Here is a 26365-nt window from a genome sequence, read left to right as displayed (position 1 = left end):
TATGACCAATCTGTTAATGGGCATTATTTTTATATTGTTATGTATCATTTACATACAATATAAGATGAGAAAAAATAGTAGCAAAAACTTAAGATACACATATGAAAAATTAGAAAGTATTGTAAATGAAAAAACAGGCGAGACGTTACTCGTTATGACAGATGATCTAGAATTGCAAAAATTATTAGTGGCAATTAATCAATTATTAGATGCAAAACAGAAAACGAATGCAGATCATGCAAAAGTAGAAATTTCGATGAGAAAAATGCTTTCAAATATTTCGCATGACTTGAAAACACCACTAACAGTTATTCTTGGATATACAGAAATGTTAAATGAGGATAAAACGATAAATGAAGAAGAACAGAAAATATTACTTGAAAAGGTTCATATAAAAACGCTGGAAGTGATGGAACTAATTCATAAGTTCTTTGATTTAGCAAAATTAGAATCTGGTGACAAGGCAATAGAGATAACAAAAGTAAATATGAATGAAGTTTGCCGTGAGAAGATTTTATCTTTTTATGATTTAGTGACGACGAAAGGATTTCATGTTCATATTGATATACCTGAAAGAAATATATATGCACTTGGAAATACAGAAGTATTAGGCAGAGTGTTAAATAATTTAATATCAAATGCAATTACATATGGAGAGGCTGGAAAAACACTCGGTATGACGCTAAGAGATGATGAAACGAGTGTGTATATAGACGTATGGGATAAAGGAAAAGGAATTGATGAATCTCATATTGATAAAGTGTTTGAGCGTATGTATACACTTGAAGACTCAAGAAATAAATTGTACCAAGGAAGCGGCCTGGGATTAACGATTACGAAAAGGCTTGTGGAAGCGATGGATGGAAAGATTCATCTTTCTAGTAAGCCATATGAAAAAACGATTTTTACAGTTGTATTAACAAAGATGAAGTTTTAGCTTGTAGAGAAGTAAATTCTACAAGCTTTTTTTTCAGCGTAAGGAATTTGTAAGGAACGAGTAAGAAAAAAGAGATTTCCGTTGTCTATTATAGAAATATAGAGCAGCGCGAAAGGGGAAAATGACATGACATATATATTAAAAACGAACCAGTTAACGAAAGTGTTTAAAGGAAAAGAAGTTATTTCTAGCGTTAACATGCATGTGAAAAAAGGAGAGATATACGGTTTCTTAGGACCGAATGGTGCTGGTAAAACAACAATTATGAAAATGATTGCAAATTTAATAAAACCGACGAGCGGCGATATTGAAATTTTCGGTGAGAAGTTAACAGACACATCTTATGAAGTATTAAAAAGAATGGGAACAATTATCGAATATCCAATCTTTTATGATAAATTAACGGCGAAGGAAAACCTAGAATTACATTGTGAATATATGGGCTATTACGATAAAAACGGCATTGATCATGCTTTACATTTAGTGAAACTACACGGCATAGACAATAAAAAAATAAAAGATTTTTCATTAGGGATGAAACAACGACTCGGTATTGCAAGGGCAATCGTGACAAAGCCAGAATTGCTCATTTTAGATGAACCAATTAACGGTTTAGATCCAATTGGTATTAAAGAGTTACGAGACTTATTTAAAATGCTCTGCAAAGAATATGGCATTACATTATTAGTTTCTAGTCATATTTTAGGTGAGATGGAACTAATGGCGGATACAATTGGTGTAATTCAAAATGGAAAACTAATAAAAGAAGTTTCAATGAAGAGTATTAACGGAAAACAAACAGAGTATATTGAAATCACTGTTCCTGATGTGAAACGTGCAGCTTATATTTTAGAAGATAAACTTGGTATAAAAAACTACAAAATAATGAGTGGAAATATGGTTCGTGTGTATGAATTGAAGGTGACGCAGCAAGCCATTTCAAAAGCACTTATTATGAACGATGTGGAAATTGAAAGTATTAATAAGAAACATAGTTCCTTAGAGGAATATTTCTTAAATGTAATGGATGGAGAGGGCATTCATGCTTAATGAATTGTGGCTGAACCTGGTAAGTGGATTAATCGTAATGTTTATAAGTGGAATTTTATATTATAGGAAACCAGAGCGGAAATGGTTGTTAATTCTACTAGTGATAGGAATGTTAAGCGTAGTTACTGCTGGAATTAGAATGTTAGCAGTGTAGAGACAGGTATATAAAGAATGGAGGCGTGGTTTATATGTTTAAATTAATGAAGCTCGAATGGAAGAAACATCAATTATCTAGTTACTTTAAAAGTGTAGCAATTTGTATTATAGCAATTTTCGCTGCAGTAAGCCTTATGGCATTGGGAATGAAAGCCGAGGGAGACGTGCTCTTCTCTGACTTCACACAGAACATGGCTTTAGCAAATATTTTTATTAGGATAACATTCATTATTTTTAGTTCGGTCATTTTATCACGTTTAGTAATTGATGAGTATAAGAACAAAACGATACAACTATCATTTATGTATCCGCTACAAAGGAAAATGCTAATGAGTGCGAAATTAACAATTGTTTTTTGTTTTTGTTTTGTGAGCACGATTATCGCGACTTTCATTATTAGTTTGCTCGTATATTTTGTGAGTCCAATGATGGGACTGATTGAAACACCTGCTACGATAGGTGAAATAATAGCTATCGTTCCAGGTACTATTATAAGTGCATTTATGATATCTGGGATAAGTTTAATTCCTTTGTTTTTTGGAATGAGAAAGAAATCGACACCGACAACGATTACTTCGGCAGTAATAATTGGTATGCTGATTAGTGGTAACTTTGGTTCTGGAAACGGTCAAGTAAGTATGTTTGATTTTATAGCTATCCCAATCGTGCTCTGTTTATTAGGAATTTTCATTAGTTATCTATCGTTTCGTAAAATCGACAAGATCGATGTGGCGTGAAGCAAGCCTAAAACAAAAAACGAACTGGGGTATGAATGGTGAAAAAAATAATAGTAATTGCAATATTATTCATTACAATTGCTAGTATAGTTTTTGGTATTAAGGTATTTCAGGGGAAAGATTTTAAGAAAGAAAAGTCTTTTGAAATCAATAATATAAAAGAAATAGAAGTAGACAATGAAAACTGGGATATTGAATTCAAAAGTACAGACGCTAATAAAATAGTAATTTCCGCTCAAGGTGAACAAGCAGATAAAGAGATAGATCCCGTCAAAATAGAAAATGATGAAAATAAACTTGTGATTAAGCAAAAACAAAAGGTGAACAGATTTTTTTATGGTTTTACGTTTAGGAAGAAAAATAGTATATCTATAGCTATTCCGAAGAAAGAAATAGATAAAATTGTATTAAATAATAAATCGGGTGATGTGAAAATAAACGATATAGTAGTAAAAAGCATCGTGACAAGAGGCAAATCTGGAGATGGAATGATTACAGGACTATCGGCAGAGAAGGGTGAATTTACATCCGAAAGCGGGGATTTAATGTTAAAAGATAGTTCATTACAAGAAGTAAATATAACTTCCACTACTGGTGATAATTATGTAAAAAATGTAAAAAACGAAAATATGAACATCACTTCAACATCTGGGGAAGTATTACTGAAAGATATGACAGAAGGAAAATCATTATTTGTAGAAACAAAATCAGGGGATATTGGCGTACGGTATAAAGGTGTCCCGGCATCATTGAAGCTTATGGCTAAAAGTAATTCGGCTGACGTAATAGTGGATTTAAAAGGATTTAAGAAAGATAAAAGTACAGAAAAAATAAAAGAAGGAACTATTGGTGAGGCAAAAAATGAAGCGAAGATTTTAAATGAAACAGGAGTCATTTATATTGATTAAATCTTAGGAGGAAGGAGGATACTATCATGCTACATTTAATGAAGCTAGAATTGAAAAAGTTTAAGCTTGGTTGGTACGTGAAGAGAGCAATTATTGCAAATATTGTTATACTGGCATTAATGATCTTTGTGAGCATCATCGCTCAAGTAGAAGGTGATGCAGAAATAAGGAATCCAGAGACGATATTGTTAATGGCTAGCACAATAGTAAGAGCAACGTTTATTGTTTTTGGTAGTGTATTAATCGCAAGGCTAATAATTGGTGAATATAAAAATAAAACAATACTACTTATGTTTTCTTATCCTATTAATCGGAAGAAATTGATGATTAGTAAGTTGGCTATTGCAGCAATAGTAACATTTATAACAGTTATTGTATCTAACATTTTAGTAGTAGGAGTTTTCTTTGGTATAGATAGTTATTTTTCAATTCTTCCTAATTCATTTACAGTAGATCAATTGATGCAAGAAGGAATAAAACTGGTTCCTTTAGCCGTTGCAACTGCGGGAATGAGTTTAATCCCATTATATTTTGGAATGCGTAAACGTTCAGTGCCAACTACAATTGTTTCATCTCTTATCGTTGTATCAATTGCAATGAATGGCAACCCAATGTTTCCTATAGCAACTTTTCTTCCCCTTCAACTAGCACTCGCAGCAATTGGAGTTGTGATTGCATATTACGGAATTAAAAATATAGAGAAGGAAGATATAACTGTATGACAAGAATAAGAAAAAAGAGTTGGCGTTACACCAACTCTTTTTTGTATATGTATGCTTCGTTACTACTCTGTAAATTTAGAGTGTGTGCTTAAATACTCTTGCACTCCTGGAGAAATGTTAAAGTTATTAGGACTTTTATATTCGACAGTAAACTCTCCGTCGGTACTTGTTTCAAAGGAGATTGCATAGCTATTCATTTTAGCATCGTAAGAAGTATTTTTGACTTCTGCATCTAGATTAAAATATTTTGTAATATATTCTTTTGATTCCGTAATTGCTGCTTGTTTTCCCCAAGGGGTACCATAATAGGTGAAATAAAGAGATACACTAATCACTCCAATAATAGAAGTTAGTAAAATAGTTCCCATAGCTATTTTTTTATTTTTTGTATTCAATTTGGTTACTCCTCTTCGTAATATGTATTCATTTTAATCTATCTTTTCCATAAAACAACCATTTAGAAAAAATAGTTTCACATGAAACAAGTTACAGAAAAAGACAAGATGTGTAAATACCTTGTCTTTTTTTGTTTTTACATTTTAGGAACTTCCATTCCAGCGGCAGCCCATTCTTCTTTTGCAGGACCATATACGCCAGGAACTGTTAAGCCAGCTTGCCTCATTAAAACCGTCATTTGTCCGCGGTGGTGATTTTGATGATTAATAAGTGTCATTAAAAATATAGAATTCGGCATAGGACGACCAAAGAAATCATTAATAGTTGCTAAATCTTTATCATTCCATTCGCTTTGAAGTGCTTCAACGAAAGCTGCATTCACTTTATGGTATTCATTTGCAATTTTTTTTGCAGAAGTTGGAACAGGATAATCTTTCGTTTCTCCTTCAAACTTTAGGCCTGTGCCAGATAGTATAACAGGAATTGCCGTTACGATATGCCAAGCAACTCTTCCTAATGTCCAATGCCCAGGCGCAATTTCTTGTGATAAAGATGCATCGGTTAATGAATTAAGCATTTTCTGAGTAGACTCTGCTTCGTATGTCCATGATTGAAAGAAGCCTTCAATTGTTTGGTACATTGTTATCCCTCCTATTTTTGTTCATAGATTAAATTCGTGAGAGATAATATAATCCCTGTTCCACAAGAAATAATTAATTAAGTATTTGCTACAATATGAAAATAATTAGAAAATATTTGTAAAAGTGTCAGGAAACGAATGTGTTCATTCGTATATATAATGAATAAAGAATGGGATAAAGAGTGGTGATAAGGGTGAAGGATATAGAAATAGTAGAAGGTCTTCGAAAACAAGACATGTTAGCATTACATACAGCAATTGATCGATATGGGGATTTAATTTATAAGGTGGTTCATAGTGTTTTAGATACGGCACAGAGCAAGGTATTAGTGGACGAATGTGTTGACGATATTTTATTAATCGTTTGGTACAACATTAGTAGTTATGATGAAAATCGTGGGAAGTTTAGAAACTGGCTTATATCTGTCGCTAAGTTTAAAGCTATTGATTATAAACGAAAAAGTAATAAGGCTTATCAATTACAAGAGCTTCAGCAAGAAATATATGAAGATAGAAAAAATGTCAATTTAACAAAAGAAGAGCGAGATTATAATTTTTACGTTTTAATTAAAGAATTGAATGAAGAAGATAAGGAAATTTTTATAAAAAGGTATTTAGATGAATATAGCGTACAAGAAATAGCGCTTGAATTCGGTATGACACGAGATACGGTATATAGCAGGCTTTCAAGAGGGAGAAAGAAATTGAAGAAGCTGTTGGGGGGGGGAAAGAAATGAATAAAGAAAAGTTACTTCAGGAATTAAATAACTTGCAGTATAGCGATAATTTTGTAGATGATTATAGAAATGATGAGAAAATAGATAAAAAGAAAATAAATCGTACAAAAGAAGTTGTAACAAAAACAATTTTAATGAAACGTTGTTATGAGGTTGTACAAGAAGAGTTACAGGGAAGCGAAGAGATTTTATATAGTATGCTTGTCGAAAATTCTCGTGTGAAAAATTGGCAGACAGGCACAGCCATGACATTAGGGGTAGGCGTTCTTGCGATGAACTTCGGTATTAATAATGTGCTAATCGTTACAAATAAACGGTTGTATGTATTTTTTGTGGATCGTTATTATAATGAAGTTGATATAAAAGTATGTGTATTAAATGAAATAGCTTCTATGAGAACAATATTAGACCGTAAAGGTGGGAGTGAATTTCTACATATAAAGTATAAAAATGATAAGGAGTACGTATTATTGGGAAATGCTGATGATTACAGAGAGTTATTTCAAATAGTAGGTAGACTGAAAGTAGCAAATGGAATAGAACTAAAATTACAGGATAAGAAATTAAAGAGAAAGTTAACTTTAAAACGAAGTGTATTCAATATAATCATGTATGCACTTGTTATATATATTCTGTACAAAGCTTATATTAATTTTATGCCATAATAGGAAAAGACGGCTTCATATATATGAAGCCGTCTTTTAATTAACATTCTCCCCACTCTTCCTCATCAACCATAAGAAATAAGGTGCCCCAAGTACAGCAACGACAAGGCCAGAGGGAATTTCTTTCGGATATGCGATTGTACGTCCAAGTAAGTCAGCAACAGAAAGAAGGATTGCTCCAAACAGAGCGGAACAAACGAATAATCTTTGATGATTCATACCAACAACAATTCTTGCTAAGTGAGGAGCGACAAGGCCTAAAAAGGCGATTGTACCGACAGCCGCGATATTTATAGATGCAAGAAGTGTCGCTAGTACAATTAGAGCAAGACGCGTTTTATTTACAGGCTGTCCGAGTCCAGTTGCTAAATCGTCTCCAAGTACAAGGACATCAAGTTGTTTCATTAAGAAAAAGATAATTGGTATAAGAATAAGTGATGGATATAGAATGATATTTTCTAAGTGATTCCATCCTCTTGCATACGTACTGCCTGATAGCCATGTTAAAGCAGCAGCAACATTCAAATTCGCTCTAACGATAAAGATTTGAATAACTGCTGAGCCGAGAGCCGAAATACCAATCCCTATTAAAGCAAGAGCTGTTGGACTAAATCCTGCTTTCCATGAGAAGAAGAGGACAATTCCAACTGCAAGTAGTCCGCCGATAAATGCACCAATTGGTAGGAAGAAACCTGGAAGTGCAGGGAAAACATACATAATAGTTAAAGCACCGACACCTGCTCCAGACGAAATACCAATAATCGAAGGGTCGGCAAGTGGGTTTCGTAATATTCCTTGGAAGACAAGCCCACTTATTGCAAGGCATGCGCCAGCAATAGCGGCAACGAGCATTCTTGGTAAACGAAGGTTCATCATCATATTTTTATCAAATTGCGTTAATTGCCCTGTTATAACATTTGTAATGCTTTCGATATAAGCATTACTACCGATTGTAACACCAAGAGCAATCGTCACAATACAAAGCGTGATAGATATGATGATTACCTTTTTATAAGAGTAATAGCGGGAACTAGCTCCAGCTGCATTCGCACCGTTATCATTCATATATTGTTTCGACTTCATCATACGATACACTAAATAAATAAGCCAAGGTGACCCAATCATTGCTGTGACTGCTCCAACAGGAAGTTCTGCACCAGTTGGATCTATTAATCTACCGACGACATCTGCCCCCAGTAATAATACTGCTCCCCATAAGAATGAGGAAAGAAGAAGAGTAAAGTGTTGCCGGTAACCAATAAGGCGCATTAAGTGTGGTGCAACTAAGCCAACAAACCCAATCGGTCCAACGACAGTGACAATTACTGCTGTTAAAAAGATTGCAGCAATGAAGGTGATAAGACGTGTTACTGCTGTTTTTTCACCAAGAGAAACAGCAACATCGTCACCAAGTAAGAGGATGTTGAGTTTACGAGACATAAATAGTAAAACTAGGAAAGAAATAATGATAAATGGAAAAGCAAATTGAACGCCATCCCAGTTATTTTGGATAAGAGAGCCAGCTCCCCATAAAAATAAACCAGCCGTTTCATTTTCATAGAAAAGCTGCATCGTTCCAGTAAAAGCAGAAAGCATTAATGTAACGACCATCCCAGCTAGTGCCATTCTAAGTGGGGTTCCCTTTTTCCCACCAGAAATACGGTATACAAATAAAGCAGTAATAGCACCACCGATAAATGTGAAAAGAAGTGAGTTAATTTGCAGACCTTTCGGTAAGAAAATTGTAGCCGCTACTAGAAAGAAATATGCGCCAGAGTGAATTCCCATTGTACTTGATTCAGCAAGTGGGTTTTTTGTTAATGTTTGCAAAATGACCCCAGATGCAGCAAGAGCACCTCCAGCTAAAATAGCAATTACGGCTCTAGGTAATCGAAGCATGATTAAAGTTTGGTGCTCTAGTGATTGGTTCGGTGAGATAAGAGCATCGATAATCATACTATAGGAAATATTTGCTTGACCTTGTCCGATATGAATAAAGAAAAGGAGGAGCAAGAGAGCTGCTCCTCCTCCGAATACAAGACTTGCTCGAAGTGTATGTTGTAAGCTATTCATCGTGTAATCACTTCTTCGCTGTCATTACATCTGCTACTTGTGTTGCTAAAGATTTTGCAGACTCAGGACCACCGAAAATCCAAGTGTCGCCTTTTAATTTATACATTTTGTTTTCTTTTTTGAACTTTAATTCTTCCCAAGCAGGATTGCCTTTTAGTTGAGTGTCAAAAATGTTATCTTCATCCGCTACAATGTAAATGAAGTTTGAATCTTGTACACTTTGTAATGATTCTACAGTTGTTTGTTTGAAACCATCTGCCTCTGATTTACCTGCTTCAAAAGTGTTTGTTAAACCTAATTTTTTTGTAACTTGTAAAGCTGTAGAATTGTCAGTTAAGATGCGGAATGTTGGCACGTTTTTAGCAGTAAATGCTTGTGCCATTGCGATGTTTTTATCTTTTAAGCCTGCTTTGTCAATTTTTGCTTTTGCATCAGCAAATGTTTTATCCATATCAGCTAATACTTTTTTACCTTCTTCTTCTTTTCCAACAGCTTTTGCAATTTGTTTAAATGTTTCTGTCATTTCAGCAAAGTGATCGTTGTTGCTAGTTGATGGATCAAACATAACTGTAGGAGCAATTTGCTCTAATTCGTTTTTAATTGCTTTACCACGGAATGATGCTGTGATAATTAAATCTGGTTTTAGACGGCTAATTTCTTCTAAGTTTGGTTGTTGACGTGTCCCTACATCTACAACATCTTTACTCGGTTTTGTTTTTGTATTTACCCATTTATTATAATTCTTAATGTCTGCCATCCCTACTGGCTGAACACCAAGTGCTAACAAGTCTTCTGAATATACCCACTCAAGTACAACAACTTTTTTCGCTGGTTTATCTAACTTCGTTTCCCCTTCAGCGTGTTTAATTGTTATAGTTTGATTTTTATTGTCCGCTTTTGTTTCCTTTTTCTCCTCTTTTTGCTGTCCGCATCCAACAGCGAATAGAAGAATTACTATGAAAATACTGAGAATTTTCTTCATCTTCTGCCCCCAAATAAATTATTTAATTTGTAATGTACGATATTGAAAATCGTTATCAATTACAACATCCAAATCATACTATGATGATATTTTAAGTGTCAATATATTTTTAAAATTTTGACGAAAAATAACGAATTATACAGATTTCAATATATGAGGTTGAAATCTATATGTATATGAAAATGCAGAAAAGGAATTTCGTTTAAGCAGGAAGGCGAATGTACAAGCAAAAGGGAAGGGTGTCGCATGTAATAATTATTAGAATGTACGGAATAAAGTATTTCTTTATTATTGGATAGTTGTTTTATAATTCGTTGTTTGTACTGAAAAGATTGAATTTGAAGGAAGGGATCAACATGTCTTCATGGCTCAATAATACAAATGGATATTGTGGGTGTAATAATCAAAATGGTGTACATGTTGATTCATGTTGTTTTAGTTGCGATGGGACAGTACCTAAGCTTGGTCCAACAGGTCCAACGGGGGCAACCGGTGATACAGGCCCAACAGGAGCAACGGGAGCAACAGGAGCGACAGGAATAACGGGAGCAACAGGTCCAACGGGGGCAACCGGTGATACAGGCCCAACAGGAGCAACGGGAGCAACAGGAGCGACAGGAATAACGGGAGCAACAGGTCCAACGGGGGCAACCGGTGATACAGGCCCAACGGGAGCAACAGGAATAACAGGAGCGACAGGAATAACAGGAGCAACAGGTCCAACGGGGGCAACAGGAGCGACGGGTTCAACAGGAGCGACGGGTCCAACAGGAGCGACAGGTTCAACAGGAGCGACGGGTCCAACAGGAGCGACAGGGATAACAGGAGCAACAGGAGCAACAGGTCCAACGGGGGCAACAGGAGCAACGGGTCCGACGGGAGCAACCGGTGATACAGGCTCAACAGGAGCAACGGGAGCGACAGGGATAACAGGAGCAACAGGAGCAACAGGAGCAACAGGTCCAACGGGGGCAACCGGTGATACAGGCCCAACAGGAGCAACCGGCACAAGTATAACGGCAACATACGCATTTGCAAATAATACGTCGGGTACAGCAATATCGGTATTACTTGGTGGAACAAATGTCCCGCTTCCAAACAATCAGAATATCGGTCCAGGTATTACAGTGTCTGGGGGGAACACAGTATTTACGGCTGCAAATGCAGGGAATTATTATATTTCATATTCGATTAATATAACGGCTTCATTATTAGTCAGTTCGCGAATTACAATTAATGGGGCACCGCTTGCTGGGACGATCAATTCCCCTGCATTAGCAACCACATCGTTTAGTGCAACAATTATTACGACTCTTGCGGTGGGGAGTGCAATTAGTTTGCAATTATTTGGCTTGTTAGCTGTTGCGACGTTATCAACGACTACTCCAGGAGCGGTATTAACAATTATAAGACTAAGTTAAATAATAACTCTCTTACTCTTTTAAGAGTAAGAGAGTTTGTACATATAATAAGAAGTTAATGAGATAAAGCATAGTTATATAAAAGTCAGAATATTATGATTGTAACGTTGTTATGACTATAATATAATGAAAACAACCATCATGAATGAACATTCATTTATTTTTTATGTATTTGAAGGGGGAATGAAGGTGGAAAAACCTTGGTTGAAAAGTTATCCAGAGGAAATTCCTAGTACTATTTCTTATGATATTCAGCCACTTCATGGATATTTAGAGAAAATAGCTTCTCGTTATCCAGAAAAGAAAGCGCTTCATTTTTTAGGTAAAGATGTTACATTTTCAGATTTCCATGACAAGGTAAAGAAGTTTGCGAATTATCTGCAAAGGCTTGGTGTTGAAAAGGGAGATAGAGTTGCGATTATGTTGCCGAATTGTCCGCAATCTGTAATCGGTTATTATGGTACTTTGCTTGCGGGGGGGATTGTCGTACAAACGAATCCTCTTTATACAGAAAGAGAGCTTGAGTACCAACTTCATGACTCTGGGGCAAAAGTCATTCTTTGCCTTGATTTAGTGTTTCCGAGAGTTACTAATGTTCAAAATGCCACAAAGCTGGAGCACATTATCGTAACTCGTATTGCAGATTTCTTACCATTCCCTAAAAATTTACTTTATCCATTTGTACAAAAAAAGCAGGCGAATCTTGTTGTGAATGTGTCGGAAAGCGAAACGATTCATCTATGGAAATCAGTAGAAAGGGAAAGTACTGCTGATGTTGAGGTTCCCTGTGATCCTGAAAATGATCTAGCTCTTTTGCAGTATACGGGGGGAACGACAGGATTTCCAAAAGGGGTTATGCTGACGCATAAAAACCTCGTTTCGAACACTTTAATGGGAGCACATTGGTTATATAATTGTAAAGAGGGAGAAGAAGTGATCCTTGGTGTCCTTCCGTTTTTTCATGTATACGGAATGACAGCTGTAATGAATTTAAGTATTATGCAAGGGTATAAAATGGTGCTTATTCCGAAGTTTGATATGAAAATGGTTTTTGAAGCAATTAAAAAACATAAAGTTACACTATTTCCAGGAGCGCCGACCATTTATATTGCTCTATTAAATAGCCCTCTTTTAAAAGAATATGATATTTCTTCTATTCAGGCTTGTATTAGTGGCTCTGCACCGCTTCCTGTAGAAGTACAGGAGGAGTTTGAGAGCGTTACAGGTGGTAAACTGGTAGAAGGTTATGGATTAACGGAGTCATCACCCGTTACACATGGGAATTTCTTGTGGGAAAAACGTGTGCCAGGAAGTATTGGGGTACCGTGGCCAGATACGGAGTCAATCATCATGTCACTTGAAACAGGAGAGGCATTACCTCCAGGTGAAATCGGTGAAATAGTTGTTAAAGGCCCACAAATTATGAAAGGGTATTGGAATAAGCCAGAAGAAACGGCGGCTGTATTGCAAGATGGCTGGCTTCATACAGGTGATGTAGGATACATGGATGAGGATGGCTTTTTCTATGTGAAAGATCGTAAGAAAGATATGATTGTTGCTAGCGGTTTTAACGTATATCCTCGTGAAGTAGAAGAAGTGTTATATGAACACGAAAAGGTGCAAGAAGTAGTGACGATCGGTGTTCCTGATCCGTACAGAGGGGAAACTGTAAAAGCATTTGTTGTTTTGAAAGAAGGCGCTGAATGTTCTGAAGAGGAATTAGATCAGTTTGCACGTAAATATTTAGCGGCTTATAAAGTACCGAAAGTATACGAGTTTAGAGATGAATTGCCGAAAACGACAGTAGGGAAAATTTTGCGCCGCGTCCTAATAGATGAAGAGAAGAGAAAGAATGAGGATGAGCAAACGGGCTAAGGCCCTTTCTTTTTGAAAAAATAGGATTGACACTTTTCTAAATAGTCAGTATTATAAGAATATGAATGACTATTCATTCAGTCATCTTCTTGAAGGGGACAGTAAAGTGAAGAAAAATAGACCGAAATACAATCAAATTATTGATGCGGCAGTCATTGTGATTGCAGAGAATGGATACCATCAAGCGCAAGTTTCTAAAATTGCAAAGCAAGCTGGGGTAGCTGATGGCACGATTTATTTATATTTTAAAAATAAAGAAGATATATTAATATCCTTATTCCAAGAGAAGATGGGAGAATTTGTTGAAACAATTCGTCAAAAAACAGCAGGAATTGAAAGCGCTGTAGCGAAGTTATTCATGTTGGTAGAAACGCACTTCTTGCTGTTATCACAAAATGATCCTCTTGCTATCGTTACGCAATTAGAGCTAAGACAGTCCAATCAAGACTTGCGCCTTAAAATAAATGAAGTATTAAAAGGCTACTTACAAGTTATGGATGAAATTTTAGAGACAGGTATAAAGCAAGGTGAGTTTCAGGCGGACTTAAATGTTCGTGTGGCAAGACAAATGATCTTTGGAACAGTAGATGAAGTTGTGACCAATTGGGTAATGAGCGATCATAAGTATGATCTGGTCGCACTTTCAAAAACGGTACATGGGCTACTTATTGCGGCTTGTGGTTATCGTCAATAATGGGAGGGATCATGTTGAAATTCCTATCTGTAAGAGTTGAAGACCATATTGCGGTGGCGACGTTAAATCACGGGCCAGCGAATGCGATGTCTTCACAAGTTATGCATGACGTTACTGAGTTAATTGATCAAGTGGAGAAGGATGATAACATTCGTGTTGTTGTTATTCACGGTGAAGGGCGCTTCTTCTCAGCTGGAGCAGATATTAAAGAATTTACATCTGTTACTGAAGCGAAGCAAGCGACAGAATTAGCACAGCTTGGACAAGTTACATTTGAGCGTGTTGAAAAATGTTCAAAACCAGTTATCGCGGCAATTCATGGAGCGGCACTTGGCGGCGGCCTTGAGTTTGCTATGTCTTGCCACATGCGCTTTGTAACTGAAAGTGCAAAACTTGGTTTACCTGAATTAACACTTGGATTAATTCCTGGTTTTGCAGGTACACAGCGCTTACCACGTTATGTTGGGAAAGCGAAAGCTTGTGAAATGATGTTAACGAGTACACCAATTACTGGTGCAGAAGCATTAAAATGGGGACTTGTTAACGGAGTGTTTTCTGAAGAAACACTTTTAGACGATACACTTAAAGTTGCAAAACAAATTGCTGGAAAAAGTCTAGCAACAACTCGTGCTGTGTTAGAGTTATTGCAAACGACAAAATCGTCTCATTATTACGAAGGTGTACAGCGCGAAGCTCAAATCTTCGGTGAAGTATTTACGAGTGAAGATGGAAGAGAAGGTGTAGCAGCGTTTTTAGAAAAACGTAAGCCTTCGTTTAGTGGTAGGTAGTTCAATTATTTTTTTAATATAAATTAACAGAATTTTAAAATTGATAGAATCTTTCTGAAAAAATAAGGGGGTAAATGGAATGAACATCTACGTACTCATGAAACGAACATTTGATACAGAAGAAAAAATCGTAATTAAAAACGGTGCAATTTACGATGGCGAAGCGGAATTCATCATCAACCCTTACGATGAATATGCGATTGAAGAAGCAATTCAAGTAAGAGACGCACAAGGTGGAGAAGTTACTGTCGTAACAGTTGGTGGCGAAGATAGTGAGAAAGAACTTCGTACAGCATTAGCGATGGGCTGTGATAAAGCGGTATTAATTAATATTGAAGATGATGTTGAAAATGGCGATCAGTTTACAACAGCAAAAGTACTTGCTGAATATTTAAAAGATAAAGATGCAGATTTAATTTTAGGCGGAAACGTTGCGATTGACGGTGCATCTGGACAAGTTGGTCCACGCGTAGCTGAAGCGCTAAATATTCCGTACGTAACGACAATTACAAAACTTGAGATTGATGGTACAAACGTGAAGATTGAGCGTGACGTTGAAGGTGATACAGAAGTTATTGAAACGTCATTACCAGTTTTAGTAACAGCACAACAAGGTTTAAACGAACCGCGTTATCCATCGCTTCCGGGTATTATGAAAGCGAAGAAAAAGCCACTGGAAGAAGTAGAATTAGATGATTTAGATTTAGAAGAAGATGATGTGGAAGCAAAGACAAAAACAATTGAAATCTATTTGCCTCCTAAGAAAGATGCAGGAAAAGTGTTACAAGGCGAGCTGCAAGATCAAGTAAAAGAACTTGTATCGTTGCTCCATACAGAAGCGAAAGTAATCTAATAAAATACGAAATTATATATGCAGGAGGGAAAATCTATGGCTCGTAAAGTATTAGTAATGGGTGAAGTTCGTGACGGATCGCTACGTAACGTTTCGTTTGAAGCGGTAGCAGCAGCAAAAACAATTGCAGAAGGCGGTGAAGTGGTAGGTCTTCTAGTTGGAGACAGCGTTGCCTCTTTTGCAAATGAATTGATTCATTACGGTGCAGATCGCGTTGTGACAGTTGAAAATGATAAATTAAAATCATATACATCTGATGGTTACGCACAAGCGTTTTTAGCTGTATATGCTGAAGAAAAGCCAGAAGGTATCGTATTTGGACATACAGCACTTGGTAAAGATTTATCACCAAAATTAGCAGCGAAGCTTGAAGCTGGTCTAATTTCTGACGTAACTGCTTTAGAAGTTGAAGGTGGAAATGTTATCTTCACTCGCCCGATTTACTCTGGTAAAGCGTTTGAGAAGAAGATTGTAACAGATGGTATCTTATTTGCGACAGTGCGTCCAAATAACATTGCAACTCTTGAAAAAGACGAGTCTCGCACAGGTGACGTGTCTTCTATTACAGTAGATGTGAAAGATTTACGTACAATTATTCAAGATGTTGTCCGTAAAACTGCAGAAGGCGTTGATCTTTCAGAAGCGAAAGTTATTATCGCTGGCGGACGTGGTGTGAAGAGTGAAGATGGATTTAAGCCATTAAAAGAGTTAGCTGATGTACTAGGCGGCGCTGTTGGAGCATCTCGTGGTGCTTGTGACGCTGAGTATTGCGATTACTCATTACAAATTGGTCAAACGGGTAAAGTCGTTACGCCAGATCTATACATTGCATGCGGTATTTCTGGTGCGATTCAGCATTTAGCTGGTATGTCTAACTCAAAAATAATCGTTGCAATTAATAAAGATCCAGAAGCAAGTATTTTCAAAGTAGCTGACTATGGTATTGTTGGTGACTTATTCGAAGTTTTACCTCTTTTAACAGAAGAGTTTAAAAAGTTAAAAGTACATTCATGATTTGAGTACCCTTGAGTTCCAAGTGAAGTACCCCTATATATAGAAAAAGGTGAGGGATCCCCTGTCCCTCACCTTTTTAGTATTTCATCCATATTTTTATATAGTATAAAGGAACATTTTTTTGTTACAATACATAACGATACATATTATTCGCCACGTATATAAGTTAATGATATACTCTTGGTAGAATATACTTGAAGGAGGAAATAAAATGGCAATTATAAACGCAAATGACCAAAGCTTCGCAGCTGAAACTAGCGAAGGTGTTGTATTATTAGATTTCTGGGCACCTTGGTGTGGACCTTGTAAAATGATCGCTCCTGTATTAGAGGAAATCGATTCAGAATTAGGTGAAAAAGTAAAAGTAGTAAAAGTAGACGTTGATGAAAACCAAGAAACTGCTCGTCAATTTGAAGTAATGAGCATTCCAGCTCTTTTCGTATTAAAAGACGGTAAAGTAGTTGATCAAGCGTTAGGTTACAAACCGAAAGAAGCGTTAGTAGAATTAGTTTCTAAACACTTCTAAAAGAAAGAAGCTACCATTTGGTAGCTTTTTTTATTTTCCTTTTTTAAACCTTTCCGTTACAATAAAAGAACGTATGTTGGGTGTTTTGTCATTGTATGTTTTTATTTTGAATTTGCAATGATAAGCATGTAGAAATGGAGGTAGGCGAGTGCACGAACATTTGAAAGAGAAATTGGCTATTTTACCAGATCAACCTGGTTGTTATTTAATGAAAGATAAGCAAGGAACGGTTATATATGTCGGGAAGGCAAAAGTGTTAAAAAATCGTGTGCGCTCGTACTTTACTGGTTCGCATGATGGGAAAACACTTCGGCTTGTAGGAGAAATTGTAGATTTTGAATATATCGTAACCTCTTCAAATTTGGAGGCTCTTATTTTAGAGTTAAATTTAATAAAAAAGTATGATCCAAAATATAATATTCAATTAAAAGATGATAAAACATATCCTTTTATTAAAATTACCGCTGAAAAACAGCCGCGCTTACTCATTACGCGTAACGTAAAAAAGGATAAAGGAAAGTATTTTGGCCCTTATCCGAATGCACAATCAGCTCATGAAACGAAAAAACTATTAGATCGCATGTATCCGCTTCGCAAATGCTCAAACATGCCCGATAAAGTGTGTTTATATTATCATATGGGCCAATGTTTAGCACCTTGTGTGAAAGAAGTGACGGAAGAACAAAATAAAGAAATTGTGGATGAAATTATTAAGTTTTTAAATGGTGGACATAAAGAAATTCGTTCAGAATTAGAAATAAAGATGTATGAGGCTTCAGAGAAACTAGAATTTGAACGTGCGAAAGAATTGCGAGATCAAATTGCTCATATAGATGCAATTATGGAAAAACAAAAGATGATTATGAGTGACTTAGTGGACCGTGATGTATTTGGATATGCAGTTGATAAAGGATGGATGTGCGTTCAAGTTTTCTTCGTTCGAAAAGGAAAGCTAATTGAACGTGATGTTTCTATGTTTCCAATCTATGATGAACCAGAAGAGGGATTTTTAACGTTTATCGGTCAATTTTATGAAAACAGCAGTCATTTTAAACCGAAAGAAATTGTTGTTCCAGGAAGTATAGACTCAGAATTAGTAGAGCGCTTTTTAGAAGTTGAAGCGACGCAGCCGAAACGTGGTAAGAAAAAAGATCTTGTAGAATTAGCAAATAAAAATGCGAAAATTGCACTTGAAGAGAAATTCTACTTAATTGAACGTGATGAAGAGCGAACGATTAAAGCTGTAGATCAGTTAGGAAAGCAGCTCGGGATTGAAACACCGTATCGTATTGAAGCGTTTGATAACTCAAATATTCAAGGAACAAATCCCGTTTCTGCAATGATTGCTTTTATCGATGGGAAACCAGCGAAGAAAGAGTACAGGAAATATAAAATTAAAACGGTTCAAGGACCAGATGATTATGAGTCTATGAGAGAAGTTGTGAGGCGCCGTTATACAAGGGCGCTTAAAGAGAATTTACCATTACCAGATTTAATCATTATTGACGGGGGAAAAGGTCATCTGGCAGCTGTAAGTGATGTTCTAGAAAATGAGCTTGGGTTATATATTCCGATGGCAGGCCTTGTAAAAGATGACAAACATAAAACATCCCATTTAATTATTGGGGATCCACCTGAACCGGTGATACTTGAGAGGAATAGCCAAGAATTTTATTTATTGCAGCGCATTCAAGATGAAGTGCATCGATTTGCGATTACATTCCATCGTCAATTACACGGGAAATCTGTCATTCAATCAGCACTGGACGATATTCCAGGAATCGGTGATAAACGGAAAAAGGTATTGTTAAAACATTTTGGTTCATTAAAGAAGATGAAAGAAGCTTCTTTAGCAGAATTTGTCGAAGCGGGTATGCCGAAAAATGTCGCAGAAACAATTTATACGTATTTAACAGATAAGAAGACGTTGTAGTTTACAACGTCTTCTGTTTTTTGGTATAATTTCTGAAGATTTAAAATAAACGCATCTGAATGAAAATACAAAAAAGTCAACTAAACTTATATGTCTAGTTGACTGTAGGTAAGGCTACACTTCAATGAGATCTTTTATATCCCATTTCACAAGAAATGTAATAGAGTCTGAACGTTTTTTCTTTTCTTCGTATGACTCTGCTACGACGTTTCGTTGCTTCTGAATTTGCTCAGCAATGAATCCAGCTTCTAATTGATAAGAAGAATGTCTGTTTTGTTTTTGACGTTCAGCAATGAGAGTGCCTTTAAGTTGGAACTGCATTTCACGACGTTTATGCTCAATAATACTTAAAGTGCCCCAACCAGCTTTTTCAAAGAACTGAATGACTTCTTCAATTGTTTCTAGCGGATATTTTCTTGCAAGGTTTCTACCGGACCAGTATAAAATACCATCTAAATCGTTACCAATTAAATCAGGTAGTAATTCTTCACGTAGCAATTCATAAGCGAAGGCGTTCAATGAAACATCTTCTAAAGATGTTATATCGATTGTATTTTTGCTCACAATATTCCCCTCTTTCTATAGGGCTTATTATATAACATTTCTCATTTATAAAAACAGATTTTTCTTTAGGAAAATCTGAATATATAAGAAGAAAAAAAGAATTGGCAAATTATATGCAAATTATGTATACGTTTTCTTGACGCTTCGACAAAAATAGGAGTAAAATGAACTTGGTATCAAATTATGCTGAAATATTTCGAATAATTTTTTCAGTTTTTCTTATGCCAATAGTGAAAAAACATTATTGTTGTAAATTAATCTGAAAACAGCAGTCAAACATTCAAGGGGGTAATGGGGACATGAAAGGCCGCGAGTATACGTTTCGTAAGTGGCACTCATTAATGGGGGTCATCCCGGTTGGTGTCTTTTTGACGCAACATCTAATTGTAAACAACTTTGCAACAAGAGGAGCAGAGGCTTTTAACAAAGCTGCAGGCTTTATGGAGCTCCTTCCATTCCGGTATGCGCTAGAAATTTTCATCATCTTTTTACCTATACTGTACCATGCTATATATGGCTTATATATTGCATTTACAGCTAAGAACAATGCGGTATCTTACGGTTATTTCCGTAACTGGATGTTCGTCTTCCAACGAATTTCAGGTATCGTTACGCTGATCTTCATTTCTTGGCATGTCTGGGAAACTCGTATTCAAGCAATGTTAGGTAAAGAGGTAAACTACGATATGATGGCAGATATTTTAAACAATCCAGCTATGTTTGCATTCTATTTAGTTGGTGTTGTTTCAACAATTTTCCACTTTGCAAATGGACTATGGACATTCTGCATTAGCTGGGGAATTACAGTGTCTCCACGTTCACAAAGAATCTCTACTTATGTAACATTAGCTATTTTCTTAGGTCTATCTTATGTAGGTGTGAGTGCATTATTAGCGTTCATCGATCCACAGCTAGCAAACCAGTAAGGAGTGGGAGAGCATGAAAGGGAAACTTATAGTAGTCGGCGGTGGCTTGGCTGGCTTAATGGCAACGATTAAAGCGGCAGAAGCAGGAGTAAATGTTGAACTGTTTTCATTAGTACCAGTAAAACGTTCACATTCTGTATGTGCTCAGGGCGGAATTAATGGTGCCGTAAATACGAAAGGTGAAGGGGATTCTCCATGGATCCACTTTGACGATACAATTTATGGTGGGGATTTCTTAGCGAACCAACCACCAGTTAAAGCAATGTGTGAAGCAGCACCTGGTATTATTCATTTAATGGACCGTATGGGTGTTATGTTCAACCGTACGGAAGAAGGACTTCTTGATTTCCGTCGTTTTGGTGGAACACAACATCACCGTACAGCATTTGCTGGTGCAACAACTGGACAGCAATTACTATACGCATTAGATGAGCAAGTACGTCGTCACGAAGTAGCAGGACTTGTAACGAAATATGAAGGTTGGGATTTCTTACGAGCTGTTGTTGATGATGAAGGTGTGTGCCGAGGAATCGTTGCACAAGACTTACAAACTATGGAGATTAAAAGTTTCCAAGCTGATGCCGTGATTATGGCAACAGGGGGCCCTGGTATCATCTTTGGAAAATCAACTAACTCTATTATCAATACAGGTACAGCAGCGTCTGCTGTATATCAACAAGGTGCATATTATGCGAACGGTGAGTTTATTCAAATCCATCCAACGGCAATTCCTGGAGACGATAAGTTACGTCTTATGAGTGAATCTGCACGTGGTGAAGGTGGGCGTGTTTGGACATATAAAGATGGTAAGCCATGGTACTTCTTAGAAGAGAAATATCCTGCTTACGGAAACCTTGTACCTCGTGATATTGCAACGCGTGAAATCTTTGATGTTTGCGTAGAGCAAAAACTAGGTATTAACGGTGAAAACATGGTGTACCTAGATCTTTCTCATAAAGATCCGAAAGAACTAGATATTAAACTTGGTGGAATTATTGAAATCTATGAGAAGTTTACAGGAGATGATCCTCGTAAACTACCAATGAAAATCTTCCCAGCGGTTCACTATTCAATGGGCGGGCTATGGGTTGATTATAAGCAAATGACAAGCATTCCAGGTTTATTTGCAGCAGGTGAGTGCGATTATTCTATGCACGGTGGTAACCGCCTTGGTGCGAACTCACTATTATCAGCAATTTACGGTGGTATGGTAGCAGGACCGAACGCAATTGAGTATATGAAAGGTCTTTCTAAATCATCTGATGCTGTTTCTTCTAGTGTATATGAGCAAAATGAATTAATCGAAACAGAGAAATTTAACAATATTTTAACGCTTGATGGTAACGAAAATGCATATGTTCTTCACAAAGAGCTGGGAGAATGGATGACAGATAACGTTACAGTAGTTCGTGAAAATAAAAAGTTATTAGAAACAGATGCAAAAATTGAAGAGTTAATGGCGCGTTACAAACGCATTAACATTAACGATACAGCAAGATGGAGTAACCAGGGTGCTTCATTTACACGTCAACTTGCAAATATGTTTGAGCTAGCTCGTGTTATTACAATTGGGGCATATAACCGTAATGAAAGCCGCGGAGCGCATTACAAACCGGAATTCCCAAATCGTGATGATGCAAACTTCTTAAAAACTACAATGGCAAAATTTGAGGGAGAAGGAAATGCACCAGCATTCCATTACGAAGAAGTGGATGTTTCATTAATTAAACCACGTAAACGTGACTATTCTTCAAAACATGATGTAGCTGCTAAGGGTGAAGAGAAGGGGGATAAGCAACATGTCTGAGAAAACAATCCGCCTCATCATTACGAGACAAGATGGACCAGATGCACAAGAGTTTGACCAAGAGTTTGAAATTCCATATCGTCCAAATATGAATATTATTTCGGCACTTATGGAAATTCGCCGTAATCCTGTTGATTCAAAAGGGAACCAAACAACTCCGATTGCATGGGATATGAACTGTTTAGAGGAAGTATGTGGCGCTTGCTCGATGGTTATTAACGGAAAACCACGTCAATCATGTACAGCGCTTATTGATCAATTAGAACAGCCAATTCGCTTAAAACCGATGAAGACATTCCCGGTTGTACGTGATTTACAAGTTGACCGTAGTCGTATGTTTAACGCATTAAAACGCGTTAAGGCTTGGATTCCAATCGATGGTACGTATGACCTAGGTCCAGGACCAAGAATGCCGGAGAAGAAACGTCAATGGGCTTATGAGCTTTCAAAATGTATGACATGTGGTGTTTGCTTAGAATCATGTCCAAACGTAAACAGTAAATCTGACTTTATTGGACCAGCACCGTTATCACAAGCTCGTTTATTCAACTCGCATCCAACAGGTGAAATGCACAAAGCAGATCGCTTACGTGCAATTATGGGAGATGGAGGGCTTGCAAACTGTGGTAACTCTCAAAACTGTGTGCAATCATGTCCGAAAGGTATTCCATTAACAACTTCAATCGCAGCATTAAACCGTGATACAACAATTCAATCGTTCAAAGATTTCTTTGGTAGCGATAATAACTATTAATAAATATGCCTCTTCATTTGAAGGGGCAATATTTATAAGATTATTTTTCAGTTTATTCTGTATATTAGTAATTGAAAAGGAGAGAAAACGATGAAGAGAATTTCTTATATTGAAGACTTTAAGAAATGGGAAAGTGGTTTTTCGTTTTACAATCCTGTAAAAGTTCGTTTCGGTGAAGTAGATATGTTTGGACATGTAAATAATGTCATTGCTTTTACATATTTTGAAGAAGCACGTATCGCATTGTTTAAAGAACTTGGATTTATGCAAGAATGGACAAATGAATCATCAGAAACGATGATCGTTGTTGCAGATTTACAATGTAATTTCATCAAACAAATATATTTTGATGAGCAGTTGAAAGTATATGTAAAGGCAGAAACAGTTGGGAATTCTTCTTTAGATTTGCACTATATGGTCAAAAATGCAGAAGGGGAAGTTTGTTTAGTTGGACGCGGTATGATGGTACAAGCATCGAAAAAAACAGGAAGAGGCGAGCCATGGCCTGAAGAATGGAAGATGAAATTACTAAAATAATAGAAGAGAATACAAAAATAAGAGAGCGAATCGCTCTCTTATTTTTTATCCTTCATTGCCTCTTCTAATGTTAGATGGTGTTTATATATGTATGTGGCATATGGATTACCAACGTAGCGTAAGTGCCATGGTTCGTATGCGTACTCTGTTGTTTCTGTTTTATCTTCTAAATAACGAATGACAAATCCAAACTCATGGGCGTGTTTTGCAACCCATTTCCCTTCTGTTGTCTCGCCAAAGATTGGTTCTAATTGGAATTTAGCAGATTTTGAGCTAATATCCATTGCTAGACCAGTTTGATGCTCACTTGTTCCTGGAATTGCACTTACCGAATTAGCCTCAGTTTTTCCTTGGCGCTTAATATAGGTATTATGTAATGACTGTTGACGTTTGTAAGAACGGTAACCTGAAACTGCTGTAAGTTCTATCCCCTCGTTTTTCGCTGCTTGGAACATTTTCTCAAGCGCATCTGCAGCATCTTTACGAAGTAATGTTTTCTCTTTATCTTTTGGACTAGTAAATGGTACGTTCGGTTTCTTTAAATCTTCTGGAATATACCCATCTGGTAATTTACGATGTTTATTGACTAATACAAGAGCAGAATCCGGATTTGTTACAACGGAAAAATTATCATCTAGTTTTTTTTCATTATGATCAGCTTTTGGAAAAGCAGGAATCTCTTCTTTTGGATGATTACTATGTTTTTGACTTTCGACAGCTTTCGCCCCATTTTGTAATGGTGATTCAGAACTGAAATAAGCGAAAGATGTGATACCGATTACAATAGTAGCGGCAGAAATAATTATTATTTTTTTCATGATGCCTTGTAATCACAGTCCTTTCTTAATAAAATATGTATTGTTTTTATTATAAGTTTAGTTTGTTGAAAAAGAAATATAAGAGCCGTAACGTAATGAAAATGCAAAGAAAATGTCAGAAAATGTGTGAAATTGTAGTATTTTTTCATATAATTCATTTCTTATCTTTCATGAATTGAATTTTTTATGTAATATATATACATAAGAAGATGTAGCGATTATCGAGAATAAAGAACTTCTTGTATAGACTAGGAGTGAATGGGAATGGATTTTGCAACAATTATTGGACTCATTTTAGGATTTGTAGCGGTAGTAGTAGGGATGGTCGTCAAGGGCGCTGACGTAACAGCCTTATTGAATCCTGCCGCAGCATTAATTATTTTCATCGGTACATTTGCCGCAGTTTGTATTGCATTTCCGATGAATCAACTAAAAAGGGTTCCAAAATTATTTAAAGTTCTTTTTGGTTCAAATAAAAAGGATTTAAGTTATGAACAGTTGCTAGAATTATTTGTTCATTGGACATCTGAAAGTAGAAAATACGGTATTTTGTCTTTAGAGCAACAATTAGACAAAATTCAAGATGAATTTCTTTTACGTGGTATGAAATTTGTGATTGATGGCGTATCCGCAGAAGATTTAGAGCAGATTTTAGAAGCTGAATTAGAAGCAATTGAAGAAAGGCATGCAAAAGGAGCGGCGATTTTTTCACAAGCTGGTACGTATGCACCGACATTAGGGGTTTTAGGTGCTGTTATTGGTCTTGTAGCTGCGCTTGGTAATTTAACTGATATTGACAAGTTAGGACATGCTATTTCAGGTGCGTTTATTGCAACGATTTTTGGTATTTTTTCAGGTTATGTACTATGGCATCCATTTGCAAATAAGTTAAAGCAAAAATCTGCAGCTGAAATCGAGAAAAAACGTTTAATTATTGATTGTTTATTAATGTTACAAGAAGGTACATATCCGTTTATTATGAAGAACCGTATTTTAGGTGCACTTTCTGCAACTGAGCGTAAAAAGCTAGAAATAGGAGCAGAAAAAAATGCGGAGTAAAAAAAATAGAAGAGGTAAAAAGAAAAAACATGATGAGCATATCGATGAAACGTGGTTAATTCCGTATTCTGATATGTTAACGTTGTTATTTGCATTATTCATCGTATTATTCGCAATGAGTAGTATAGATGCTGCGAAGTTTAAACAGATGGCAGTAGCTTTTCGGAGTGAACTAGCAGGTGGAACAGGAAATAAAGAGTTTTTAAGTGACCAGAAGCCGAATGAAGAGAAAGAGTTGTCAGCAAATAGTTTAGAATCTGAGCAGATTAAAAAGAATGCTGAGGCTGAAGTAAAGCAGCAAGAAATGAATGAATTAAAAGCGGTACAAAAAGGTATTGATAAATATATTGAGGAAAAGCAATTATCGTCTTCTTTTAAAACCGATTTAACTGAAAAAGGATTAATGGTAACAATATTAGAAAATGTACTATTCGACTCGGGGAAAGCAGATGTGAAATTAGAATCGTTAGGGATTGCAAAAGAGATGTCTAACCTGCTTGTTTCCGCATCACCTCGTGAGATTACAGTATCTGGTCATACAGATACTGTTCCTATCGCAAATGCTCAGTTTGCATCAAACTGGGAGTTAAGTACACAGCGTGCCGTTAATTTTATGCAGGTATTACTTCAAAATAAAGATTTGCAACCAGGAAAATTTAGTGCAATTGGTTATGGAGAATACCGTTCGATTGCACAAAATGATACACCGGAAGGAAAAGCAAAAAATAGACGTGTAGAAGTGTTTATTTTACCTTTAACGAGAAATATGCAATAAAGAAAGAGGATGGCAAAT

The 26365-nt window shown here is 36.4% G+C and carries 28 protein-coding genes; 22 read left to right on the top strand and 6 right to left on the bottom strand.

Features of this window, described 5'->3' with window-relative positions:
- Window position 1: 1 nt before the first annotated feature.
- The 6 genes from F0362_RS22330 to F0362_RS22310 all read left to right on the top strand — a co-directional run bounded on the left by F0362_RS22330 (window position 2) and on the right by F0362_RS22310 (window position 4510).
- Window positions 2–937: a HAMP domain-containing histidine kinase gene (locus F0362_RS22330; RefSeq protein ID WP_000183219.1), complete on the top strand. Its 936-nt coding sequence runs from the start codon at window positions 2–4 to the stop codon at window positions 935–937.
- A 126-nt stretch (window positions 938–1063) separates the two neighbouring features.
- Window positions 1064–1987: an ABC transporter ATP-binding protein gene (locus F0362_RS22325; RefSeq protein ID WP_016109160.1), complete on the top strand. Its 924-nt coding sequence runs from the start codon at window positions 1064–1066 to the stop codon at window positions 1985–1987.
- Window positions 1980–2141, top strand: coding sequence for a hypothetical protein (locus F0362_RS30620; protein ID WP_000931273.1), 162 nt, complete (start codon window positions 1980–1982; stop codon window positions 2139–2141). The genes F0362_RS22325 and F0362_RS30620 overlap by 8 nt, the downstream gene beginning before the upstream one ends.
- Window positions 2142–2175: 34 nt before the next feature.
- Entirely contained in the window at window positions 2176–2880 is a 705-nt protein-coding gene (locus F0362_RS22320; RefSeq protein WP_149889968.1) for an ABC transporter permease, read from the top strand.
- Between the two features lie 35 nt (window positions 2881–2915).
- Window positions 2916–3788 carry a DUF4097 family beta strand repeat-containing protein gene (locus tag F0362_RS22315; RefSeq protein WP_061529673.1) on the top strand — a complete coding sequence of 291 codons (873 nt, stop codon included), beginning with the start codon at window positions 2916–2918 and terminating at the stop codon, window positions 3786–3788.
- A 26-nt stretch (window positions 3789–3814) separates the two neighbouring features.
- On the top strand, window positions 3815–4510 hold the full coding sequence (locus F0362_RS22310; RefSeq protein WP_000902921.1) for an ABC transporter permease: 696 nt from the start codon (window positions 3815–3817) through the stop codon (window positions 4508–4510).
- A 62-nt stretch (window positions 4511–4572) separates the two neighbouring features.
- Here the strand turns inward: F0362_RS22310 and F0362_RS22305 are convergent, their stop codons facing one another.
- Together F0362_RS22305 and F0362_RS22300 are read right to left on the bottom strand one after the other, a co-directional pair.
- On the bottom strand, window positions 4573–4905 hold the full coding sequence (locus F0362_RS22305; protein WP_149889967.1) for a YfjL-like protein: 333 nt from the start codon (window positions 4903–4905) through the stop codon (window positions 4573–4575).
- 137 nt (window positions 4906–5042) lie between these two features.
- The gene (locus F0362_RS22300) at window positions 5043–5546 is read right to left on the bottom strand and encodes a DinB family protein (protein ID WP_000284958.1); all 504 of its coding nucleotides are present in this window, start codon (window positions 5544–5546) and stop codon (window positions 5043–5045) included.
- Window positions 5547–5731: 185 nt separating this feature from the next.
- Here F0362_RS22300 and F0362_RS22295 point away from each other — a divergent pair, with 185 nt between their 5' ends.
- Both F0362_RS22295 and F0362_RS22290 read left to right on the top strand, forming a co-directional pair.
- Entirely contained in the window at window positions 5732–6283 is a 552-nt protein-coding gene (locus F0362_RS22295; protein WP_002104560.1) for a sigma-70 family RNA polymerase sigma factor, read from the top strand.
- A complete protein-coding gene (locus F0362_RS22290; protein ID WP_001031135.1) occupies window positions 6280–6948 on the top strand; it encodes a hypothetical protein in 669 nt (222 codons plus the stop codon). The genes F0362_RS22295 and F0362_RS22290 overlap by 4 nt, the downstream gene beginning before the upstream one ends.
- A 36-nt stretch (window positions 6949–6984) precedes the next feature.
- Here the strand turns inward: F0362_RS22290 and fhuB are convergent, their stop codons facing one another.
- Complete coding sequence (gene fhuB / locus F0362_RS22285) at window positions 6985–9021, bottom strand: Fe(3+)-hydroxamate ABC transporter permease FhuB (protein WP_097880413.1); 2037 nt, start codon at window positions 9019–9021, stop codon at window positions 6985–6987.
- Window positions 9022–9028: 7 nt separating this feature from the next.
- Entirely contained in the window at window positions 9029–10003 is a 975-nt protein-coding gene (locus F0362_RS22280; RefSeq protein ID WP_097880415.1) for an ABC transporter substrate-binding protein, read from the bottom strand.
- A 356-nt stretch (window positions 10004–10359) separates the two neighbouring features.
- Between F0362_RS22280 and F0362_RS22275 the strand changes: the two genes are divergently transcribed.
- The 8 genes from F0362_RS22275 (at window position 10360) to uvrC (ending at window position 19107) form a co-directional block, all read left to right on the top strand.
- Complete coding sequence (locus F0362_RS22275; protein WP_149889966.1) at window positions 10360–11424, top strand: collagen-like protein; 1065 nt, start codon at window positions 10360–10362, stop codon at window positions 11422–11424.
- Window positions 11425–11613: 189 nt separating this feature from the next.
- Window positions 11614–13299, top strand: coding sequence for a long-chain-fatty-acid--CoA ligase (locus tag F0362_RS22270; RefSeq protein WP_000414725.1), 1686 nt, complete (start codon window positions 11614–11616; stop codon window positions 13297–13299).
- A 61-nt stretch (window positions 13300–13360) separates the two neighbouring features.
- On the top strand, window positions 13361–13993 hold the full coding sequence (locus F0362_RS22265) for a fatty acid metabolism transcriptional regulator FadR (RefSeq protein ID WP_002039688.1): 633 nt from the start codon (window positions 13361–13363) through the stop codon (window positions 13991–13993).
- An 11-nt stretch (window positions 13994–14004) separates the two neighbouring features.
- On the top strand, window positions 14005–14781 hold the full coding sequence (locus F0362_RS22260) for an enoyl-CoA hydratase (protein WP_000911298.1): 777 nt from the start codon (window positions 14005–14007) through the stop codon (window positions 14779–14781).
- A gap of 79 nt (window positions 14782–14860) precedes the next feature.
- Complete coding sequence (gene etfB / locus F0362_RS22255) at window positions 14861–15634, top strand: electron transfer flavoprotein subunit beta (RefSeq protein ID WP_001029031.1); 774 nt, start codon at window positions 14861–14863, stop codon at window positions 15632–15634.
- Between the two features lie 36 nt (window positions 15635–15670).
- Complete coding sequence (gene etfA / locus F0362_RS22250; protein ID WP_000101960.1) at window positions 15671–16648, top strand: electron transfer flavoprotein subunit alpha; 978 nt, start codon at window positions 15671–15673, stop codon at window positions 16646–16648.
- Window positions 16649–16859: 211 nt separating this feature from the next.
- On the top strand, window positions 16860–17174 hold the full coding sequence (trxA, locus tag F0362_RS22245; RefSeq protein WP_000974757.1) for a thioredoxin: 315 nt from the start codon (window positions 16860–16862) through the stop codon (window positions 17172–17174).
- A gap of 148 nt (window positions 17175–17322) precedes the next feature.
- On the top strand, window positions 17323–19107 hold the full coding sequence (gene uvrC, locus F0362_RS22240) for an excinuclease ABC subunit C (protein WP_149889965.1): 1785 nt from the start codon (window positions 17323–17325) through the stop codon (window positions 19105–19107).
- Window positions 19108–19221: 114 nt separating this feature from the next.
- Here uvrC and F0362_RS22235 read toward each other — a convergent pair whose 3' ends face one another.
- Entirely contained in the window at window positions 19222–19671 is a 450-nt protein-coding gene (locus F0362_RS22235) for a YslB family protein (protein WP_000042215.1), read from the bottom strand.
- 299 nt (window positions 19672–19970) lie between these two features.
- Here F0362_RS22235 and sdhC point away from each other — a divergent pair, with 299 nt between their 5' ends.
- From sdhC to F0362_RS22215, 4 genes are all read left to right on the top strand, one after another.
- A complete protein-coding gene (gene sdhC / locus F0362_RS22230) occupies window positions 19971–20597 on the top strand; it encodes a succinate dehydrogenase cytochrome B558 (RefSeq protein WP_000678354.1) in 627 nt (208 codons plus the stop codon).
- Window positions 20598–20610: 13 nt separating this feature from the next.
- Complete coding sequence (gene sdhA, locus F0362_RS22225; protein WP_000676745.1) at window positions 20611–22404, top strand: succinate dehydrogenase flavoprotein subunit; 1794 nt, start codon at window positions 20611–20613, stop codon at window positions 22402–22404.
- Window positions 22397–23158, top strand: coding sequence for a succinate dehydrogenase iron-sulfur subunit (gene sdhB, locus F0362_RS22220; protein WP_001291830.1), 762 nt, complete (start codon window positions 22397–22399; stop codon window positions 23156–23158). Before sdhA ends, sdhB begins: the two co-directional genes overlap by 8 nt.
- Before the next feature lie 90 nt (window positions 23159–23248).
- Window positions 23249–23695, top strand: coding sequence for an acyl-CoA thioesterase (locus F0362_RS22215; RefSeq protein WP_000822752.1), 447 nt, complete (start codon window positions 23249–23251; stop codon window positions 23693–23695).
- 38 nt (window positions 23696–23733) lie between these two features.
- Here the strand turns inward: F0362_RS22215 and F0362_RS22210 are convergent, their stop codons facing one another.
- Window positions 23734–24513, bottom strand: coding sequence for a M15 family metallopeptidase (locus tag F0362_RS22210; RefSeq protein WP_000720189.1), 780 nt, complete (start codon window positions 24511–24513; stop codon window positions 23734–23736).
- Window positions 24514–24777: 264 nt separating this feature from the next.
- Between F0362_RS22210 and motA the strand changes: the two genes are divergently transcribed.
- Both motA and motB read left to right on the top strand, forming a co-directional pair.
- Entirely contained in the window at window positions 24778–25572 is a 795-nt protein-coding gene (motA, locus tag F0362_RS22205) for a flagellar motor stator protein MotA (protein ID WP_000344856.1), read from the top strand.
- Window positions 25562–26347: a flagellar motor protein MotB gene (gene motB, locus F0362_RS22200; RefSeq protein ID WP_001256739.1), complete on the top strand. Its 786-nt coding sequence runs from the start codon at window positions 25562–25564 to the stop codon at window positions 26345–26347. The genes motA and motB overlap by 11 nt, the downstream gene beginning before the upstream one ends.
- Window positions 26348–26365 lie beyond the last annotated feature (18 nt).

Origin of the sequence: Bacillus sp. BS98 (genome assembly GCF_008432245.1) — a bacterium.
Lineage (GTDB): Bacteria > Bacillota > Bacilli > Bacillales > Bacillaceae_G > Bacillus_A > Bacillus_A toyonensis.
The sequence above is the reverse complement of the archived record's forward strand: the minus strand, read 5'-3'. Positions and strand labels throughout refer to the sequence as shown.

Bases quoted from the DNA above. Each gene is read 5' to 3' on its own strand.
- F0362_RS22280 (WP_097880415.1), bottom strand. From the start codon at position 10,003: ATGAAGAAAATTCTCAGTATTTTCATAGTAATTCTTCTATTCGCTGTT.
- motA (WP_000344856.1), top strand. From the start codon at position 24,778: ATGGATTTTGCAACAATTATTGGACTCATTTTAGGATTTGTAGCGGTA.
- sdhB (WP_001291830.1), top strand. From the start codon at position 22,397: ATGTCTGAGAAAACAATCCGCCTCATCATTACGAGACAAGATGGACCA.
- sdhA (WP_000676745.1), top strand. From the start codon at position 20,611: ATGAAAGGGAAACTTATAGTAGTCGGCGGTGGCTTGGCTGGCTTAATG.
- F0362_RS22310 (WP_000902921.1), top strand. From the start codon at position 3,815: ATGCTACATTTAATGAAGCTAGAATTGAAAAAGTTTAAGCTTGGTTGG.
- F0362_RS22315 (WP_061529673.1), top strand. From the start codon at position 2,916: ATGGTGAAAAAAATAATAGTAATTGCAATATTATTCATTACAATTGCT.
- F0362_RS30620 (WP_000931273.1), top strand. From the start codon at position 1,980: ATGCTTAATGAATTGTGGCTGAACCTGGTAAGTGGATTAATCGTAATG.
- etfB (WP_001029031.1), top strand. From the start codon at position 14,861: ATGAACATCTACGTACTCATGAAACGAACATTTGATACAGAAGAAAAA.
- F0362_RS22320 (WP_149889968.1), top strand. From the start codon at position 2,176: ATGTTTAAATTAATGAAGCTCGAATGGAAGAAACATCAATTATCTAGT.
- F0362_RS22215 (WP_000822752.1), top strand. From the start codon at position 23,249: ATGAAGAGAATTTCTTATATTGAAGACTTTAAGAAATGGGAAAGTGGT.
- motB (WP_001256739.1), top strand. From the start codon at position 25,562: ATGCGGAGTAAAAAAAATAGAAGAGGTAAAAAGAAAAAACATGATGAG.
- F0362_RS22330 (WP_000183219.1), top strand. From the start codon at position 2: ATGACCAATCTGTTAATGGGCATTATTTTTATATTGTTATGTATCATT.
- sdhC (WP_000678354.1), top strand. From the start codon at position 19,971: ATGAAAGGCCGCGAGTATACGTTTCGTAAGTGGCACTCATTAATGGGG.
- F0362_RS22300 (WP_000284958.1), bottom strand. From the start codon at position 5,546: ATGTACCAAACAATTGAAGGCTTCTTTCAATCATGGACATACGAAGCA.
- etfA (WP_000101960.1), top strand. From the start codon at position 15,671: ATGGCTCGTAAAGTATTAGTAATGGGTGAAGTTCGTGACGGATCGCTA.
- F0362_RS22290 (WP_001031135.1), top strand. From the start codon at position 6,280: ATGAATAAAGAAAAGTTACTTCAGGAATTAAATAACTTGCAGTATAGC.
- F0362_RS22325 (WP_016109160.1), top strand. From the start codon at position 1,064: ATGACATATATATTAAAAACGAACCAGTTAACGAAAGTGTTTAAAGGA.
- F0362_RS22260 (WP_000911298.1), top strand. From the start codon at position 14,005: ATGTTGAAATTCCTATCTGTAAGAGTTGAAGACCATATTGCGGTGGCG.
- fhuB (WP_097880413.1), bottom strand. From the start codon at position 9,021: ATGAATAGCTTACAACATACACTTCGAGCAAGTCTTGTATTCGGAGGA.
- trxA (WP_000974757.1), top strand. From the start codon at position 16,860: ATGGCAATTATAAACGCAAATGACCAAAGCTTCGCAGCTGAAACTAGC.
- F0362_RS22275 (WP_149889966.1), top strand. From the start codon at position 10,360: ATGTCTTCATGGCTCAATAATACAAATGGATATTGTGGGTGTAATAAT.
- F0362_RS22265 (WP_002039688.1), top strand. From the start codon at position 13,361: ATGAATGACTATTCATTCAGTCATCTTCTTGAAGGGGACAGTAAAGTG.
- F0362_RS22210 (WP_000720189.1), bottom strand. From the start codon at position 24,513: ATGAAAAAAATAATAATTATTTCTGCCGCTACTATTGTAATCGGTATC.